Raw genomic sequence first — 14,911 nt, 5'->3', positions numbered from 1 at the left:
GAGGCGGCGCAGAGCCCGCGCAACCGCCGCTCCAACCGGGCTCGACGTCCCGCTGTGACCGTCCTGGGGTGCGAACTCCCCGAGGAGCTGACATGACCAGGCGGGTCGCGATCACCGGTCTCGGTGTGGTGGCGCCGGGCGAACCCGGCAGCAAGCCGTTCTGGGGACGGATCGTCGAGGCGCGGACGGCCACCAGGACACCCACCTTCTTCGACCCGGCCCCGTTCCGTTCGCGGATCGCGGCCGAATGCGACTTCGACCCGGTCCGGGAAGGGCTTTCCCCGCAGCAGGTCCGGCGCTGGGACCGGTCCGTCCAGTTCGCCGTCGTGGCCGCGCGGGAAGCGCTGGCCGACAGCGGGCTGCCGCTGAAGGAGCCGGCCGGCCCGCCGCCCGGCCGGGTCGGCGTCAGCATGGGCACCGCCGTCGGCGGCACCATGCACCTCGACGAGGAGTACCGCGTGCTCAGCGACGGCGGCCGCAAGTGGGTGGTGGACCACGAATACGCGGTGCCGCACATGTACGAGTACTTCGTGCCCAGCCAGCTCGCCGCGGTGGTCGCCCGGGAGGCCGGCGCGGAGGGCCCGGTCGCGGTGATCTCGGCGGGGTGCACGTCCGGTTTGGACGCGGTGGGCCACGCGAGCGAGCTCATCCTCGACGGCTCGGCCGACGTGATGATCGCGGGCGGCTCGGACGCCCCGATCTCGCCGATCACCTTCGCGTGTTTCGACGCCATCAAGGCGACTTCGAACCGCAACGACGATCCGGGAGGCGCCCTGCGCCCCTTCGACCGCGGGCGCAACGGATTCGTTCTCGGCGAAGGCTGCGGCGTCGTGGTCCTGGAGGAGGCCGGGCGGGCGCGGAAGCGAGGAGCGCACATCTACGCCGAAGTCGCGGGGTTCGCCTCGCGGTCCAACGCCTACCACATGACCGGGTTGCGGCCCGACGGCCGGGAAATGGCCCACGCCATCACCGGGGCGCTCGACCGGGCCCGGCTGGACCCCTCGGCCATCGGTTACGTCAACGCGCACGGCACGGCGACGAAGCAGAACGACCGCCACGAAACCGAGGCCCTCAAGCGCGCGCTCGGCGAGCACGCCTACCGCGTGCCGGTGAGCTCGATCAAGGCGGTCGTCGGCCACTCGCTCGGCGGCATCGGCGCGATCGAGATCGCCGCCTCCGCGCTGGCCATCGAGCACGGGGTCGTGCCACCGACGGCCAACCACACCGACCCCGACCCCGAACTCGACCTGGACTACGTGCCCGGGACCGCCCGCGAGAAGCGGCTCGGTGCCGTGCTCACGGTGGGCAGCGGGTTCGGCGGGTTCCAGAGCGCGATGGTCCTGAGCCGGCCCGGCGGGACGCCGTGGTGAGCGCGGTGGTGACCGGGCTCGGCGTCCTCGCCCCGAACGGGATCGGCGTCGAAACCTTCTGGCGGCACACGCTGGACTCGGTGAGCGGGATCGGCCCGATCAGCTCGTTCGACGCCTCGGGCTACCCCGTCCGGCTGGCCGGGGAGGTGCCCGGGTTCGAGGCCCGGCAGCACATCCCGGACCGGCTGGTGCCGCAGACCGACCGGGTCACCCAGCTGGCCCTCGCCGCGACCGCGTCGGCCCTCGACGACGCCGCCCTGGACCCGGCGCGCCTCGACGCCTTCGACATGGGGGTCGTCACCGCCTGCTCGGCCGGCGGGTTCGAATTCGGCCAGCGGGAACTGGAGAACCTGTGGGCGCGGGGACCGCAGTACGTCAGCGCCTACCAGTCCTTCGCCTGGTTCTACGCGGTGAACACCGGCCAGATCTCCATCCGCCACGGCATGCGCGGGCCGACCGGCGTCATCGTCACCGAGCAGGCCGGCGGGCTCGACGCGATCGGGCACGCCCGCCGTCAGGTCCGCGGCGGGACGCCCTTGATGGTCACCGGCGGCGTGGAAGCCCCGTTGTGCCCGTGGGCACTGGCCGCCCAGATACCCAACGGCCGGCTCAGCCGCCGCGCCGATCCCGCCCGCGCCTACCGGCCCTTCGGCGCGGACGCCACCGGCCACGTGCTGGGCGAGGGCGGCGCGGTGCTCGTCCTCGAAGACGGCGACGCCGCACGGGACCGCGGGGCGGTCCGCAGCTACGGGGAGATCGCCGGTTACCGCGCCACTTTCGACCCGGAACACGGCCCGTCCCGGCTGGAGAGCGCGATGCGGGGCGCCATCGAAGACGCCGGCCTGACCCCGGCCGGAATCGACGTGGTCTTCGCCGACGCGGCCGGCCTGCCGGAGCTGGACCTGGCCGAGGCGCAGGCGATCACCTCGGTGTTCGGCCCCGGCGGCGTCCCCGTCACCGCGCCGAAGACGATGACCGGACGGCTGAACGCCGGCGGTGCCGTCCTGGACGTCGCCACGGCCCTGCTGAGCATCCGCGACGGGGTGATCCCGCCGACGATCAACGTCGGGCGGCTGGCCGACGGCTGCGAAATCGACCTGGTGACCGACGTCCGCTCCGCCCCGGTGCGCCGGGTCCTGATCGCCGCCCGCGGCTACGGCGGGTTCAACTCGGCCATGGTGGTCAGTGCGGAGGGATACTCGTGACGCCGCGGATCGAAACCGACTTCTGCGTGGTGGGCGGCGGCCCGGCCGGGCTCACCCTGGCGCTGCTGCTGGTGCGCTCGGGCACCCGGGTCGTCCTGCTCGAACGGTCCCCTTCGCTGGACCGGAAGTTCCGCGGGGAAATCCTCCAGCCGAGCGGCATGGTGCTGCTCGACCGGCTCGGGGTCCTCGGCCGCGCGCGGGCGCGCGGCTCCCACGAACACGACCGGTTCCAGCTCGTGGACCGCGGGCGGGTGCTGATCGACGGCGACTACCGGAAGCTGCCGGGACCGTTCAACCACCTGCTCGGCATCCCCCAGCGGCACGTGCTCGAGGAACTGCTGGCGGCGTGCCTGGACCACGACGGGTTCACCTACCTCCCCGGCGCCAAGGCCACGGAGCTGGTGCGGCAGGGCGGCCGGGTCACCGGCGTGGTCGCCCGGGCCCCCGGGCGGGCGGCCGTCTCGGCGCACTGCGTGATCGGGGCCGACGGGCGCTATTCGAAGGTCCGCCGGCTGGCGGGGATCCCGGCGCGCCGGCTGGACGCCTTCGGCCAGGACGTGCTGTGGTTCAAGCTCCCGGCCGGCGGCGACCTCCCGCGCACGGTCCAGGTCTTCCGCGCACGGGGCAATCCGGTGCTCGTCCACGCGTCGGTGCCCGGCCACGTGCAGCTCGGCTGGACCCTGCCGCACGGGGGCTACCAGGCCATCGCGAAACAGGGCGTGGCGGCGGTGAAGGCACGGATCCGGGCGGCGGTTCCGCCGTACGCCGACCTGGTCGAGCACGAGATCCACGGGCTCGGCGACCTCGCGCTGCTCGACGTCTTCGCGGGGTACGCCGAAAGCTGGGTCCAGGACGGGCTGGTGCTGCTGGGCGACAGTGCGCACACGCACAGCCCGATCGGCGCCCAGGGCATCAACCTCGCGATCCAGGACGCGGTGGCGCTGCACCCGGTGCTGATCGAGTCGCTGCGGGAGCGGGACGCGTCGGCGTGCCTGCTCGGCCGGTTCGAAGCGCAGCGGCGGCCGGAGATCCGGCGGATCATGAAGCTGCAGGTGACGCAGAGCAGGATGATGCTCTCGGCGGGCTGGCTGGCGTCCGCGGTCCGCCCGAAGGCCGCGGCGCTGGTCTCCCGCACCCCCGTCTACGCCCGGTTCCTCGAGCGGATCGCCTTCGGGGACCGGACGATCGACGTCGCCGACCACCTGTTCGTCTCCCGGCCCCCGGCCGCCTGACCGGCGGCCGGGGGCGTCACTCCAGCAGTTTCGCCCGCAACGCCGTCTCGTCCGCGGCGCTCCATCCGTGGCGGCGCAGCCAGCCCCGCGGACCGTCGAAGTGCTCGTCGAGGATCCGGAGGAAGCAGCGAAGCGTTTCCGCCTGCGGGGGCCGGGCGTCGAACGGCCGTCCCGCGCCCTGTCGCCGCCGTTCCCACCGGGCGACGATCCGGGGCATCCGCTCCCCGGTCAGCAGGTAGTCCTCGACGATCACGTCACGCGGCACGCCGGCCAGCTCGAGCGCGAACGCGATCACCGCGGCCGTGCGGTCCTTGCCCGCGGAACAGTGCACGATCACCGGGCCGTCGGCGTGCGCGAGCGTTTGCAGCGCGGCCACGAACGAATCCGGCCGCAGGTGGAGGAAGGCGAGGTAGTGCGCCGTGACCGGGGTGCCCGTCCCCGGCGGCAGGAGCTCGAGGACCCGGCGCTTCGCCGCGCTCGTGTCGGCGCCCGGCTCGGGGAACAGCGACAGGTGGTGGGTGCGCACCCCGCGGGCCCCGGCCAGCGGGCCCGAGCCGGCGGCGGCCTCTTCCGTGCTCCGCAGGTCGATGACGTGCCGCACGCCGAACTCGCCGAGCAGCCGGCGCACGTCGGCGGGCGTCAGGTCCCGCAGGTCGTCGCCGCGCAGGACGCGGCCCGGCCTGATCTCCTGGCCGTCCACTGTGGTCAGGGGGCCGATGTCCCGCACGTTGTCGGCACCTTCGAGGTCGACCCACCGCGGACCGTTCATGCCCCGACCGTCCACCAGGACTGTCGAGCGCGGGACGAGCCGACCGGCGCGAAGCGCACCCCAACCCTGCTCGAAGGGCAGGTGCGACTTTCGTCCGGTGCCCCCACCTCTCGAAAAGGCCTGCGCGGCCGCCGGTGTCGACGGCCGCGGCGCGCGGCTGATCCAGGCCAGGGTCAACGTCGTCTACGAACTGCCGTACGCCGGCGCGGTGGCCCGGCTGCACCACCTCGACCACCCGAAGTGGCAGGACCGCCTGCGCACCGTGGTCGAGGTGACGCGCTGGCTCGCCGGCCGGGACTTCCCCACGATCGTCCCGCTCGACGTCGCGCAGCCCGTGGCCGCCGACGGCTGGACCGCCACCTTCTGGCGGCTGGAGCAGGTGGACGCGACCGCCCGGCAGACCGGCCTGCTGGACCTGGCCCCGGTGCTGCGCCGGCTGCACACGCTGCCGGCGCCGCCGTTCGAGGTGCCGCCCACGCAACCGGCCGGCTCGCTGCCCGCCGACGTCGAACGCGACCGGCTGCTGCCCGACGACCAGCGCGCGTGGCTCCTCGCCCAGATCGCCGAGATCACCGAGCGGTACCCGGTCACCGAAATGCCGCTGGGCCACGGGCTCGTGCACGGCGACGCGCACCCGGGCAACCTCTTCCTGGCCGGCGGACGGTTCCTGCTCGGCGACTGGGACTCCGTCAGCCACGGTCCGGTGGCCCAGGACCTGATCCCGATCCTCGACGACGTTCTCCGCTTCGGCCGGCCGCGATCGGACTGGACGGAATACTGCGCCGCCTACGGCGCCGACCCCGGGATCGCCGAACAGCCGGGAATGCAGCTGCTGCAACGCGTCCGCGAACTCCGGTTGCTCGCCCCGTGCATCCGCGGTGCGGCCCGCGAGGAGATCCGGGCCGAGCTCGACAAGCGGCTGCGCACGTTGATGACCGGCAGCAACGAGGTCTGGCGGTCGCTCCAGGAAATCACCGCGTGAAGGAGGACGGTATGGCTCAGGACGTGGCACAGGAGCCGGTGGCGGACGAGGTCCGCGGCCTGTTCGAGCTCATGTACGGCACCTGCAAGGCGCAGGTGGTCCGCGCGTTCGTCTTGCTGGACCTGGCCGGCGCGCTCGCCGGCGGCCCGCTGCGGCCGGACGAGCTCGTGGTCCGGCTCAACTCCCACGCCGGCGCCACCGCGTCGTTCGTGCGCGCCTGCGCCGCGCTGGGCCTGGTCCGGCTCGAACCGGACGGCCGGATCGCGGTCACGAGCCTCGGCGGCAAGCTCGGCACCGGTGCCCCGGCGGCCGCGCACGTCCGCTACCTGCTCGGCCCCGGCGTCACCCGGGCGTACGAACACATGAAGGACGTCGTGCTGAGGGGCCGGTCGGGCGGCGAGGTGCACGGGCAGCACCTCTTCGACTACCTCGGCGATCACCCCGACGAGGGCTCCGCCTACGAAAACGTGATGTCGGAGTTCACCGCCGACTGCCTGGCCGGCCTGCTGACCGCGCACGACTTCTCCGGGTATCGCCGGATGGTCGACGTCGGGGGCGGGAAGGGCGACCTGCTGTGCCACGTCCTGTCGGCCGCGCCTCAGGCCACCGGCACCCTCTACGACCTGCCGCACGTCATCGAACTGGCCCGGGACGCCGTCGCCGCCGGCGTGCCGGACGACGTCGCGTCCCGGCTCGAGTTCGCGCCCGGGAACTTCCTGGAGAGCGTGCCCGGCGGTGCGGATCTCTACCTGCTCAAGAGCGTGCTGATCGACTGGAGCGACGAGCACGTCGCCCGGATCCTCGCCACCATCCACCGGACCGCGCCCGAAGGCAGCACCCTCCTGGTGATCGACTGGTTCGGTCCCGACACGGCGGAGGAGGTCGCCGCCGACCCCAGCATGGCGCTGCGGGACTTCTTCGTGCGGACGATCGTGGGCGGGCGCTACCGCTCCCGCCGGGAGTTCGAGGCCGCGCTGACGAACGCCGGCTTCACCGTCGAACGCGTCATTTCGGCGTTCGCCACCGGGCCTTCGCACTGGGGCCTGCTCGTCGCGCGGCGCTGACCACATCGAGGCGAGAGGACGAGCAGGTGATCCGATTCGGGGTGCTCGGGTGCTCGAACGTCGCCCGCCGGCGATTCCTGCCCGCGCTCGGCCGGTCGGTGTCGGCCGGACTGGTCGCGGTCGCCAGCCGTGACATCGCGAAGGCGAAGGACTTCGCCAGGTCCTTCGAGTGCGATGTGGCCCGCGGCTACGGCGAATTGCTGAGCCGGTCGGACATCGACGCGGTGTACATCTCGGTGCCCACCGGTCTGCACGAGCGCTGGACGCTGGCCGCCTTGGGCGCGGGAAAGCACACGCTGGTCGAAAAGCCGCTCGCCACCACGCGAGCCGGCGGCGAACGAGTGCTGGCGACGGCCGCGCACCACGGCGTCGCCGTGATGGAGAACCGCATGTTCGCCTGTCACTCGCAGCACGAGGTGGCCGCCCGGCTGCTCGCGGACGGCGCGATCGGCGCTTTGCGCTCGGTGCGCGCCGTGATGGGCATCCCGGCCCTGCCTGCCGACGACGTGCGGTACCGCCGCGATCTCGGCGGCGGCGCGCTGCTCGACCTCGCCTACTACCCCGTGCACGCGGCACTGATGTACCTGGGCGAGGCCGCGACCGTCGCCGGCGCGACCTGGCGGACCGCCGACGAGCCCGGCGTCGACCTGGGCGGAGCGGCCCTGCTCCACGGAGATTCCGGGATCAGTGCCCAGCTGACGTACGGGTTCGAACACGCCTACCAGGCGTCGTACGAACTGTGGGGTGAGTGCGGCCGGCTGGAGCTGGAGCGGGCGTTCACGCCGCCGGAGACGTGCCGGCCGTCGCTGCGGCTGGCCGTCCAGGACCGGGTGGAGTACCGGACGCTGGCCGCGTGCGACCAGTTCCGGACCGCATTGGACAGTTTCGCGGCCGCGGTACGCGGTGAACAGAGCCTGGCCGCCCACCACCGGCGCACTCTCGCCGCTCTCGGCCTGCTGGACGCCATTCGCGCCAGGGCGCCCCGCCGGCTACGCGACGCCGTGGTGACACACGGCGAAGGCCTGGTCGATCACCGCGGTCTGGCCCCGCCGGACGTCCCGGGCCCGCTCACCGGCCGCGAGCCGCTCCACCGCGGTGGCGAAGACCGTGCCGATGGTCGTGGTGAGGAGCCCGGCGACGGCGTGTGACCGCCGCGGGTCGCCGGATTCCGCGGTCAGCACCGCGGCGAGCGCCTCCGCGATCTCGCGTTCCTGCTCGTGGAGGCACGCCAACAGGGCCGGGGTGGTCCGCAGGACGCGCCAGAAGCCGGGCACGGCGTCGGTCGTGCCGGACAGCGGGTGCCGCGCGGCGAGCAGCTCGTGCTGGTGACGGCGCAGCGCCGCCGCCGGTGATTCGGTCCCGGGGCGATCGCGGACGACCGACACCAGTTCGCGCAGCCGGTCCGGGTGCCGGTCCAGGAACAGGGTTTCCTTGCCCGGGAAGTGGTTGAACACCGTCATCTTCGAGACACCCGCGGCTCCGGCGACTTCCGCGACGGTCACGGCGTCGAACCCGCGCGCGACGAACAGCGCGGTGGCGACGTCCGAGATGTGCTGCCGGACCGCGCGTTTCCTGCGCTCCCGCGGGCTTTCCCCGGTCACCGGCGCACCGAACCCACCGGACCGGGCAGGAAGCGGCTGCGGGGGTACAGGAGTTTCAGCAGGGGGCCGGTCGCCATCGTGGTCACCACGGCCATCACCACCATCATCGTGTACAGCGTCTGGTCGAGCACGCCGAGGTTGAGCCCGACGGTGAGGATGACCAGTTCGGTCAGGCCACGGGTGTTCATCAGCACGGCCAGGGTGCCCGCCTCGCGGGCGCCGACGCGGTGCAGCCGGGCGGCGCCGAACGTGCCGAGGACCTTGCCGCCCACCGCGACCAGCAGGATCAGGCCGAGCTCGGCCAGCTGGGCGCCGCCGATCCGGGTCAGGTCGACGTTCAGCCCGGCCACCACGAAGTAGATCGGCAGCAGCAGGACCGCGCACACCGGCTCGGCCCGCTCGGCGATGCCGCGGCGCAGCGCCTCCCCGCGCGGCAGGGCCAGGCCGAACAGGAACGCGCCGAAGATGAAGTGCAGGGTCATCCACTCGCTGAAGGCGCCGCACACGAGCAGTCCGGCCAGCACGACGGCGAGCTGGTTCCGCGCCGAATCCGCCGTCCGCTCGAGGAGCTTGCGCAGCAGCGGCTTGCCCGCCCAGAACAGCACGGCCGCGAACGGCGCCAGCAGCAGCACCCGCCACGACGCCTGCCCGCTGCCCGCGACCAGCGCGACCACCAGCGCGAGGCAGGACCAGGCGAGGACGTCGCACACCGCGGCGCTGGACAGCGCGAGCCGGCCCACGGCGGTGCGGGACATCCCCCGGTCGTCGAGGATGCGGGCCAGTACCGGGAACGCCGTCACCGACATCGCGATGCCGAGGAAGAGCGAGAACCCGAGCCGCTGCCCCGGTGACTGGTGGCCGTCCAGGCCGAAGGACAGCAGGAACCCCAGGCCGAACGGGACGAGCATCGACCCGAGGGAGACCCCGATCGTCGCCCGGGCCTGGCCGCGCAGGGCCCGCCGGTCGAGGTCCAGCCCGACCAGGAACATGAACAGGGCGACCCCGACGTCCGCGAGGCCGCTCAACAGCGGCCGGACGTCCATCGGGAACACGAACCGCGCGACCGCGCCGTGGAACAGCGTGGGTCCCAGCAGGATCCCGGCGACGATCTCGCCGATCACCGCGGGCTGGTCGAACCGCCTGGCGAGTGCACCGAGCCCCCGCGCGAGCACCAGCACGACAGCCAGATCCAGGAAGAGGACGACGATCTGCCGCGCGGTCATCGGCCCGCTCCCTCCGAAGGCACCCTCGGCCGCGGTCCACGCTAAGGACGCGGCTTCGAGTGCGCTTCGAGGCGCGGACGCCGGGCTGGACCGGCGGTCGAACCGGCCGGACCACGCTCGGCGGCGTTGGTCAGGAGGCAACGATGAAGCAGGGAATCGGCGAAGCGGAAATCGTGGATCTGATCGTCCAGGCCGCACCTTTCGGCGTGCCACGCCGGCTGCAGGTGCGCCGGTCACAGATCGTGGACGGGCGGTTCAAGCTGGTGCACGGCGAGTGGTACGAGCACTTCGAGCTGGTCGCGGCCGAGGCCGCGCTGCCCGCCGTGTTCCGCTGGACGAGGCGGACCCCGGTCGCCGGTGGCTGATCGCCGGCTCGGCGGCAGAGCCGGGGCACCGCGAGGTGCCCCGGCGCTCCCCTACGGCGCGTACGTCAGGCAGTTGGCCGCGTGCCCGCCGTCGCCCGGGCCCACCCGGATGCTCGAGGCCGTGCACTCCAGCGCCGAATTGTGCCGGCAGTCCGTCCGGGAACAGGCGCCGACCTGCGCCACGACCCGGTCCAGGCCGCCCTTCGTGTTCAGCGGGACGAACGTGCCGCAGTCCGCCGAGCCGTTGCCGCCGCCGACCGTGATGGCGAACGCGTGGCAGCCGTCGTGGTTGTAGGAACAGCCGCTCACCGTGCACTCGTGCACCGCCGGCATTTCCGTGGTGGTCATCCGCACTCCTGGTTCCGTGGTGGGAAAGCAGTCGATCTCCCGACGCTCCCACCGCGGCCGCGACCCCGCAACGCACGGGGCCGCGGCCGGGTGAACCTGCGCCCCGGCCGGGTGACAAACCGGCCCGATCGGGGACTCAGTGCGTGCGGATGTTCGGGTCGCTCGTGCTCGGCCGCCCGTTCTCCAGGTGCCCCGCCACGCGGCGCAGGAAGCGCGGGTCGTGGTCGGAACCCACCGCGACGTCGTACCAGTTGCCGCTGCGGCGCGTGTCCACCACCTCGACCGCCCGCGCGCCCGGCCGCAGCACGCGGGTCGTGGTGCGGCGCCCGTACGCGTCCGTCAGGGTCAACCGGACCGGAATCGGGCCGTTGTTCGTCAGGACCAGCGACAGATTGCCGCTGCGGCCGTCGGGGCGCACGCTCACCTCGGGGCCCGCCGCGCCGCCGCCGCGGAACTGGCGGACGAAACCGTTCGGTCCGTACGCCGTGTAGTCGTAACCGCCGGACACCGGCAGCGTCGCGGCGAGGGAGCAGCCCGCGCCCGCGGTGTAGGTCCGCGGGTCGCCGCCCGGCGTCGCCACATAGAACGTCGCGCCCGCGCGGCCCTGGTTGGTGAACGTAAGGTGCAGCCCGTCGGCCGCCGCGCGGGCGTCGGCCGCCAGGTCGTACGGGAGCGCGCGGGCCGGGCGCTGCCCCGGCTCCTGCTTCGGCAGGACCGTGCGGGCCGGCACCGCCGGCACGTAGTCCGGGTGGCGCTTCCGGTCCGGCGGGAGGTAACCGGCGGTGTCCGGCAGCGCCGGGACCGCCGCGTCGGTGCGCGCGAAGTCGAACGCCGACGTCAGGTCCCCGCACACCGACCGGCGCCAGGCCGTGATGTTCGGTTCGTGCACGCCGAACCGGCGTTCGATGAACCGGATGATCGACGTGTGGTCGAACGTCTCCGAGCAGACGTAGCCGCCCTTGCTCCACGGCGACACCACGAGCATCGGGACGCGCTGGCCGAGCCCGTACGGGCCGGCCGGATTCGACGCCGAGCCGGCGTAGATCTCCCCCGTGGTGTCCACAGTGGACTGGCCGGCCGTCGCGTACGGCGGGACGACATGGTCGAAGAAGCCGTCGTTCTCGTCGTAGGTGATGAACAGCGCGGTCTTGCTCCACACCTCCGGGTTCGCGGTGAGCGCGTCGAGCACCTGCGCGATGTACCAGGCGCCGTAGTTCACCGGCCAGTTCGGGTGCTCGCAGAACGCTTCCGGCGCGGTGATCCAGGAAACCTGCGGCAGCGTGCCGGCCTTGACGTCGGCGCGGAGCCGGTCGAAGTAGCCCTCGCCCGCCTTCGCGTTCGTGCCGGTGCGGGCCTTTTCGTACAGGGCGTCGCCGGGTTTGGCGTTGCGGTAGCTGTCGAAGTACAGCAGCGAGTTGTCGCCGTAGTTGCCGCGGTAGGCGTCGTCGATCCAGCCCCAGCCGCCGGCGGCGTCGAGGCCGTCGCCGATGTCCTGGTAGATCTTCCAGGACACCCCCGCCTTTTCGAGCCGCTCGGGGTAGGTCGTCCAGGAATAGCCCTTTTCGTCGTTGCCGAGGACCGGGCCGCCGCCCTTGCCGTCGTTGCCGGTGTAGCCGGTCCACATGTAGTAGCGGTTCGGGTCGGTCGAGCCCATGAACGAGCAGTGGTAGGCGTCGCAGATGGTGAACGAGTCGGCGAGGGCGTAGTGGAACGGGATGTCCTCACGGGTCAGGTACGCCATCGTGGTCGAGCCCTTGGCGGGCACCCACTTGTCGTACCGGCCGGCGTTCCACGCCGCGTGCGTGTCCTTCCAGCCGTGCGGGAGGTCCTGGATGAACTGCAGGCCCAGGTTGTCCGCTTCGGGGCGGAACGGCAGGATGTCGCGCTTGCCGTCCGACTGCTCCCACACCGACTTCCCCGACGCCAGCGTCACCGGCCGCGGGTCGCCGAAGCCGCGGACACCGCGCAGCGTGCCGAAGTAGTGGTCGAACGACCGGTTCTCCTGCATCAGCACCACGATGTGCTCGACGTCCCGCAGCGTCCCGGTGCGGTGGAACGCGGGGATCTCCGCGGCCCGGGCGATGCTGGTGGACAGCGCGGAAAGGGCGGCGGTACCGCCGGCCAGCTGCAGAAAACGTCGTCGGTTGACGTCCGTCATGGGGACTCCGGGGGTGTCGTGGTGGCGAGCCGGGTCAGTATGGGCGGCGAAGAGCGAACCTGTCCCGGGAGCGAGGCTAACGCCGGGCGAAAGCCTGGTTAACGCCTTCGGGCGGACAGGCCGTTGACAGAGATACGGAAGTACGTACTAATGTAGTCCTTCACTATGAACGACGTACCCAAACTCGCCCGCGACCCCGATGACCGGCTCTACTCCCCCGACGTCCGCAGCGCCCTGGCCGGGTTCGCCCTCGGCGAGGACACCGGGGCACTGGAGGCCGCCGCGGCCGTCCGCACCGCCGCGCGGAGCCTCGACCAGCTGCGCTCCCACGGCACCGGCAGCCGCGGCCTCAGCCCCGGCGCCCTCGACATCCTGATCCGGCTCGCCACCGGCAGCTCGAACGTCAAGGACCTCGCCGCCTCGGCCGGGGTCAGCTCCCGGAACGTGACCGGCCTGGTCGACACCCTGGAACGGGCCGGGTTCGCCGAGCGGGTCCCCGACCCGCGCGACCGGCGGTCCGTGCTGGTCCGGATCACCCCGGACGGCGAGACGTGGCTCGGGGAGTTCCGGCGGCCGTCGCAGCTGGCGATGGCCGCGCTGTTCCGCGGCTTCACCGCCACCGAGACGGCGCAGCTGCGGCACCTGTGCCTGCGGCTGGTGGAAAACCAGCACCACCTCACCCGCCACCTGGAGGACCGATGACCACCCGCGACACCGTTCAGGCCTACCACCGGGCCCGCTTCGACGGCGACGTGACCGCCGCGGCCGCGCAGCTGGCGGACACGTTCACCTTCCGCAGCCCGCTGATCACCTCCGCCGACGCGCGCGGCCACCTCGACGGGCTGGCCGCGTTCGTCGGGATCGTCACCGGGGTCGACCTGATCAGCGAGCTCTACGGCGAGTCGGAGGCCACGCTCGTCTACGACGTGCACACCGCCACGCCGGTCGGCGTCCAGCACACGGCCGAGCACTTCCGGTTGCAGGACGGGAAGATCGAGGCCATCTCACTGATCTTCGACGCGACGCGCTGGCATCCGCTCATGGCAGCGGCGGCCCGCCCGGACGCCCGCGGCGAAGGGGGTTGACCGGTCCCGCTTCCGCCCAGCGGAGGTCCGAGGGGGGTCGACCTGCGAGCGGAAGCGGGAGTACGAGGCCGGTACGGGGGTCGCCTCGCGGCGAAAGGCTCAACACGGCTCCAGCCGGACTGGTATTCCGTGAAGGCAAGGGGTGAGGCCCGGGGACACCGCCGTACCGACACCCGTTACAACGTCGCGCCACCGCTGGTGTTCCGGGCGGCGGGCGTGACGTGCGTCGCTCGGCGGGCCGGCTCGCGCGTGCGGACCGCCCAGCGGGTCAACGCCGGCACGGGAGCGGCGGCGGCGAGGAACACCGCGGCCACCAGCAGCCACCCGGGCGCCCCGAGCCCGCCCACCGCGAGCGTGAACACGCCGGGGGCCACCATCTGCACGGTCGCCGTGGCCGCTTCGGTGACGCCTTGGTAGGCGCCTTTGGCGTCTTCGCGCATCAGCCGCACCGACAGGCCCCAGCCGGCGGCCACGTACCCCAGTTCGCCCACGATGTGCAGCAACGCGGCCAGCACGACGATCGTGACGGCGCCCGCTCCCGCGCCCCCGGCCGTCGTGGCCAGCAGCACGCAGCTCGCGGCGAGCACGACGCCGGACACCACCGCCGTCCGCGCGGCCTGGGCCGTCGTGCGCGCGAACCGCGCGAACGGCACCTGGAACAGCGCGATGCCCACCGAGCTCAGCACGACCACGACCCCGCCGAGCCCCAGTGGCAGGCGGGTCCAGCCGGACAGCCACAGCGGCAGCCCGGCCGACAACATGGCCCAGCACAGGGAAAGCACCGCCGTGGCCGCGACGACGGCCAGGTACGGCCGGTCGCCGAGCACCGCCCTGGCCGGCGGGCGTTCCGCCGGGCGTGCGGCGGGCGCGGGCACCCGCAGCGTCGCGGCGGCGAGCACGAGGAAACTCGCGGCGTTGACGACGATCGCGAGGGTGTACGCCCACCGCGCGTCGGCGGTCAGCACGAGCGCGCCGAGACCGGCGCCGGCGGCGTACCCGACGTGCTGGGCGACCCGCTGCTGCGCCAGCACGCGCACGCGTTCCGCGGAGTCGGTGACCAGGCCGGTGATCAGCGCCGTCCGCACCGCGGTCCCGCCGGTGGCGAGGGCGGTGAACGGGATCGTCACGGCCACGAACGACCAGGTGCCGCCGACCGCCAGGTAGGCCGCCATCGCGGCGCCCCGCACGAGGGTGAGCACGACCAGCACCGGCCGCGCGCCGGCCCGGTCGGCCAGCGCCCCCAGCGGTACCGCGGCGGCCATGCCCGCCGCGCTCGCCACCGCGAGCCCGGCGCCGACCGTGATCGGCGGGAGGCCGGCGATCCGGGTGAAGTACAGCGCCCAGATGGTGAACCACAGGCCGTCGCCGAGGGCGGACACCCCGCGGCCCCAGAGCAGGCTTCGCATGCAACCACCCTTCATGGAGACGTGAATGGTAGGCACAGCCGTCACGGCGGCGCAACAATCATTCAGGGTTTCGTGAACCGTGCTAGGCTCGCGCGCGGAAGGG

At 73.0% G+C, this 14,911-nt stretch carries 14 protein-coding genes and 1 pseudogene; 9 read left to right on the top strand and 6 right to left on the bottom strand.

Translation table 11 applies throughout. The annotated features are described in order from the left end of the window. Positions 1 to 92 precede the first annotated feature (92 nt). From AB0J55_RS20930 to AB0J55_RS20920, 3 genes are read left to right on the top strand one after another with little or no spacing between them, the layout of a single operon-like run. Positions 93 to 1,370 (top strand): beta-ketoacyl-[acyl-carrier-protein] synthase family protein, encoded by a 1,278-nt coding sequence (locus tag AB0J55_RS20930; RefSeq protein WP_364250644.1) that lies wholly within the window; start codon positions 93 to 95, stop codon positions 1,368 to 1,370. Further along, on the top strand, positions 1,367 to 2,575 hold the full coding sequence (locus tag AB0J55_RS20925; protein WP_364250641.1) for a ketosynthase chain-length factor: 1,209 nt from the start codon (positions 1,367 to 1,369) through the stop codon (positions 2,573 to 2,575). Before AB0J55_RS20930 ends, AB0J55_RS20925 begins: the two co-directional genes overlap by 4 nt. Next, positions 2,572 to 3,807, top strand: coding sequence for an FAD-dependent monooxygenase (locus AB0J55_RS20920; RefSeq protein ID WP_364250638.1), 1,236 nt, complete (start codon positions 2,572 to 2,574; stop codon positions 3,805 to 3,807). Before AB0J55_RS20925 ends, AB0J55_RS20920 begins: the two co-directional genes overlap by 4 nt. 16 nt (positions 3,808 to 3,823) lie before the next feature. On the opposite strand, the gene AB0J55_RS20915 is transcribed toward AB0J55_RS20920, so the two are convergent. After that, positions 3,824 to 4,576 carry a tyrosine-protein phosphatase gene (locus AB0J55_RS20915; protein ID WP_364250636.1) on the bottom strand — a complete coding sequence of 251 codons (753 nt, stop codon included), beginning with the start codon at positions 4,574 to 4,576 and terminating at the stop codon, positions 3,824 to 3,826. Positions 4,577 to 4,673: 97 nt separating this feature from the next. Here AB0J55_RS20915 and AB0J55_RS20910 point away from each other — a divergent pair, with 97 nt between their 5' ends. The 3 genes and pseudogenes from AB0J55_RS20910 to AB0J55_RS20900 all read left to right on the top strand — a co-directional run. Next, on the top strand, positions 4,674 to 5,558 hold the full coding sequence (locus AB0J55_RS20910; RefSeq protein ID WP_364250633.1) for an aminoglycoside phosphotransferase family protein: 885 nt from the start codon (positions 4,674 to 4,676) through the stop codon (positions 5,556 to 5,558). A gap of 11 nt (positions 5,559 to 5,569) precedes the next feature. Further along, positions 5,570 to 6,622 carry a methyltransferase gene (locus AB0J55_RS20905; protein WP_364250630.1) on the top strand — a complete coding sequence of 351 codons (1,053 nt, stop codon included), beginning with the start codon at positions 5,570 to 5,572 and terminating at the stop codon, positions 6,620 to 6,622. A gap of 26 nt (positions 6,623 to 6,648) precedes the next feature. Then, positions 6,649 to 6,993 (top strand): annotated as a pseudogene (locus tag AB0J55_RS20900) (Gfo/Idh/MocA family oxidoreductase); the annotation flags it as partial. A 618-nt stretch (positions 6,994 to 7,611) separates the two neighbouring features. Here AB0J55_RS20900 and AB0J55_RS20895 read toward each other — a convergent pair. Further along, on the bottom strand, positions 7,612 to 8,223 hold the full coding sequence (locus AB0J55_RS20895) for a TetR/AcrR family transcriptional regulator (protein WP_364250627.1): 612 nt from the start codon (positions 8,221 to 8,223) through the stop codon (positions 7,612 to 7,614). Next, positions 8,220 to 9,446 carry a cation:proton antiporter gene (locus AB0J55_RS20890; protein WP_364250624.1) on the bottom strand — a complete coding sequence of 409 codons (1,227 nt, stop codon included), beginning with the start codon at positions 9,444 to 9,446 and terminating at the stop codon, positions 8,220 to 8,222. The genes AB0J55_RS20895 and AB0J55_RS20890 overlap by 4 nt, the downstream gene beginning before the upstream one ends. A 143-nt stretch (positions 9,447 to 9,589) precedes the next feature. On the opposite strand from AB0J55_RS20890, the gene AB0J55_RS20885 reads away from it, so the two are divergent. Beyond that, positions 9,590 to 9,811, top strand: coding sequence for a DUF5988 family protein (locus AB0J55_RS20885; RefSeq protein ID WP_364250621.1), 222 nt, complete (start codon positions 9,590 to 9,592; stop codon positions 9,809 to 9,811). Between the two features lie 51 nt (positions 9,812 to 9,862). Here AB0J55_RS20885 and AB0J55_RS20880 read toward each other — a convergent pair whose 3' ends face one another. Beyond that, positions 9,863 to 10,159, bottom strand: coding sequence for a DUF1540 domain-containing protein (locus tag AB0J55_RS20880; protein ID WP_364250618.1), 297 nt, complete (start codon positions 10,157 to 10,159; stop codon positions 9,863 to 9,865). A gap of 136 nt (positions 10,160 to 10,295) precedes the next feature. Next, positions 10,296 to 12,317 carry a phosphocholine-specific phospholipase C gene (locus AB0J55_RS20875; RefSeq protein ID WP_364250615.1) on the bottom strand — a complete coding sequence of 674 codons (2,022 nt, stop codon included), beginning with the start codon at positions 12,315 to 12,317 and terminating at the stop codon, positions 10,296 to 10,298. Positions 12,318 to 12,482: 165 nt separating this feature from the next. Here AB0J55_RS20875 and AB0J55_RS20870 point away from each other — a divergent pair, with 165 nt between their 5' ends. After that, on the top strand, positions 12,483 to 13,019 hold the full coding sequence (locus AB0J55_RS20870) for a MarR family transcriptional regulator (protein WP_364250612.1): 537 nt from the start codon (positions 12,483 to 12,485) through the stop codon (positions 13,017 to 13,019). After that, the gene (locus AB0J55_RS20865) at positions 13,016 to 13,402 is read left to right on the top strand and encodes a hypothetical protein (protein ID WP_364250609.1); all 387 of its coding nucleotides are present in this window, start codon (positions 13,016 to 13,018) and stop codon (positions 13,400 to 13,402) included. Before AB0J55_RS20870 ends, AB0J55_RS20865 begins: the two co-directional genes overlap by 4 nt. 176 nt (positions 13,403 to 13,578) lie before the next feature. Here AB0J55_RS20865 and AB0J55_RS20860 read toward each other — a convergent pair whose 3' ends face one another. Further along, a complete protein-coding gene (locus AB0J55_RS20860; RefSeq protein ID WP_364250606.1) occupies positions 13,579 to 14,808 on the bottom strand; it encodes an MFS transporter in 1,230 nt (409 codons plus the stop codon). Between the last annotated feature and the right edge of the window lie 103 nt (positions 14,809 to 14,911).

Origin of the sequence: Amycolatopsis sp. NPDC049688, assembly GCF_040674975.1 — a bacterium.
Classification (GTDB): domain Bacteria; phylum Actinomycetota; class Actinomycetes; order Mycobacteriales; family Pseudonocardiaceae; genus Amycolatopsis.
Note: the sequence above shows the minus strand (reverse complement) of the source record. Positions and strands in the feature narration are given on the sequence as shown.

Bases quoted from the DNA above. Each gene is read 5' to 3' on its own strand.
- AB0J55_RS20930 (WP_364250644.1), top strand. From the start codon at position 93: ATGACCAGGCGGGTCGCGATCACCGGTCTCGGTGTGGTGGCGCCGGGC.
- AB0J55_RS20915 (WP_364250636.1), bottom strand. From the start codon at position 4,576: ATGAACGGTCCGCGGTGGGTCGACCTCGAAGGTGCCGACAACGTGCGG.
- AB0J55_RS20905 (WP_364250630.1), top strand. From the start codon at position 5,570: ATGGCTCAGGACGTGGCACAGGAGCCGGTGGCGGACGAGGTCCGCGGC.
- AB0J55_RS20890 (WP_364250624.1), bottom strand. From the start codon at position 9,446: ATGACCGCGCGGCAGATCGTCGTCCTCTTCCTGGATCTGGCTGTCGTG.
- AB0J55_RS20885 (WP_364250621.1), top strand. From the start codon at position 9,590: ATGAAGCAGGGAATCGGCGAAGCGGAAATCGTGGATCTGATCGTCCAG.
- AB0J55_RS20880 (WP_364250618.1), bottom strand. From the start codon at position 10,159: ATGACCACCACGGAAATGCCGGCGGTGCACGAGTGCACGGTGAGCGGC.
- AB0J55_RS20875 (WP_364250615.1), bottom strand. From the start codon at position 12,317: ATGACGGACGTCAACCGACGACGTTTTCTGCAGCTGGCCGGCGGTACC.
- AB0J55_RS20870 (WP_364250612.1), top strand. From the start codon at position 12,483: ATGAACGACGTACCCAAACTCGCCCGCGACCCCGATGACCGGCTCTAC.
- AB0J55_RS20865 (WP_364250609.1), top strand. From the start codon at position 13,016: ATGACCACCCGCGACACCGTTCAGGCCTACCACCGGGCCCGCTTCGAC.
- AB0J55_RS20860 (WP_364250606.1), bottom strand. From the start codon at position 14,808: ATGCGAAGCCTGCTCTGGGGCCGCGGGGTGTCCGCCCTCGGCGACGGC.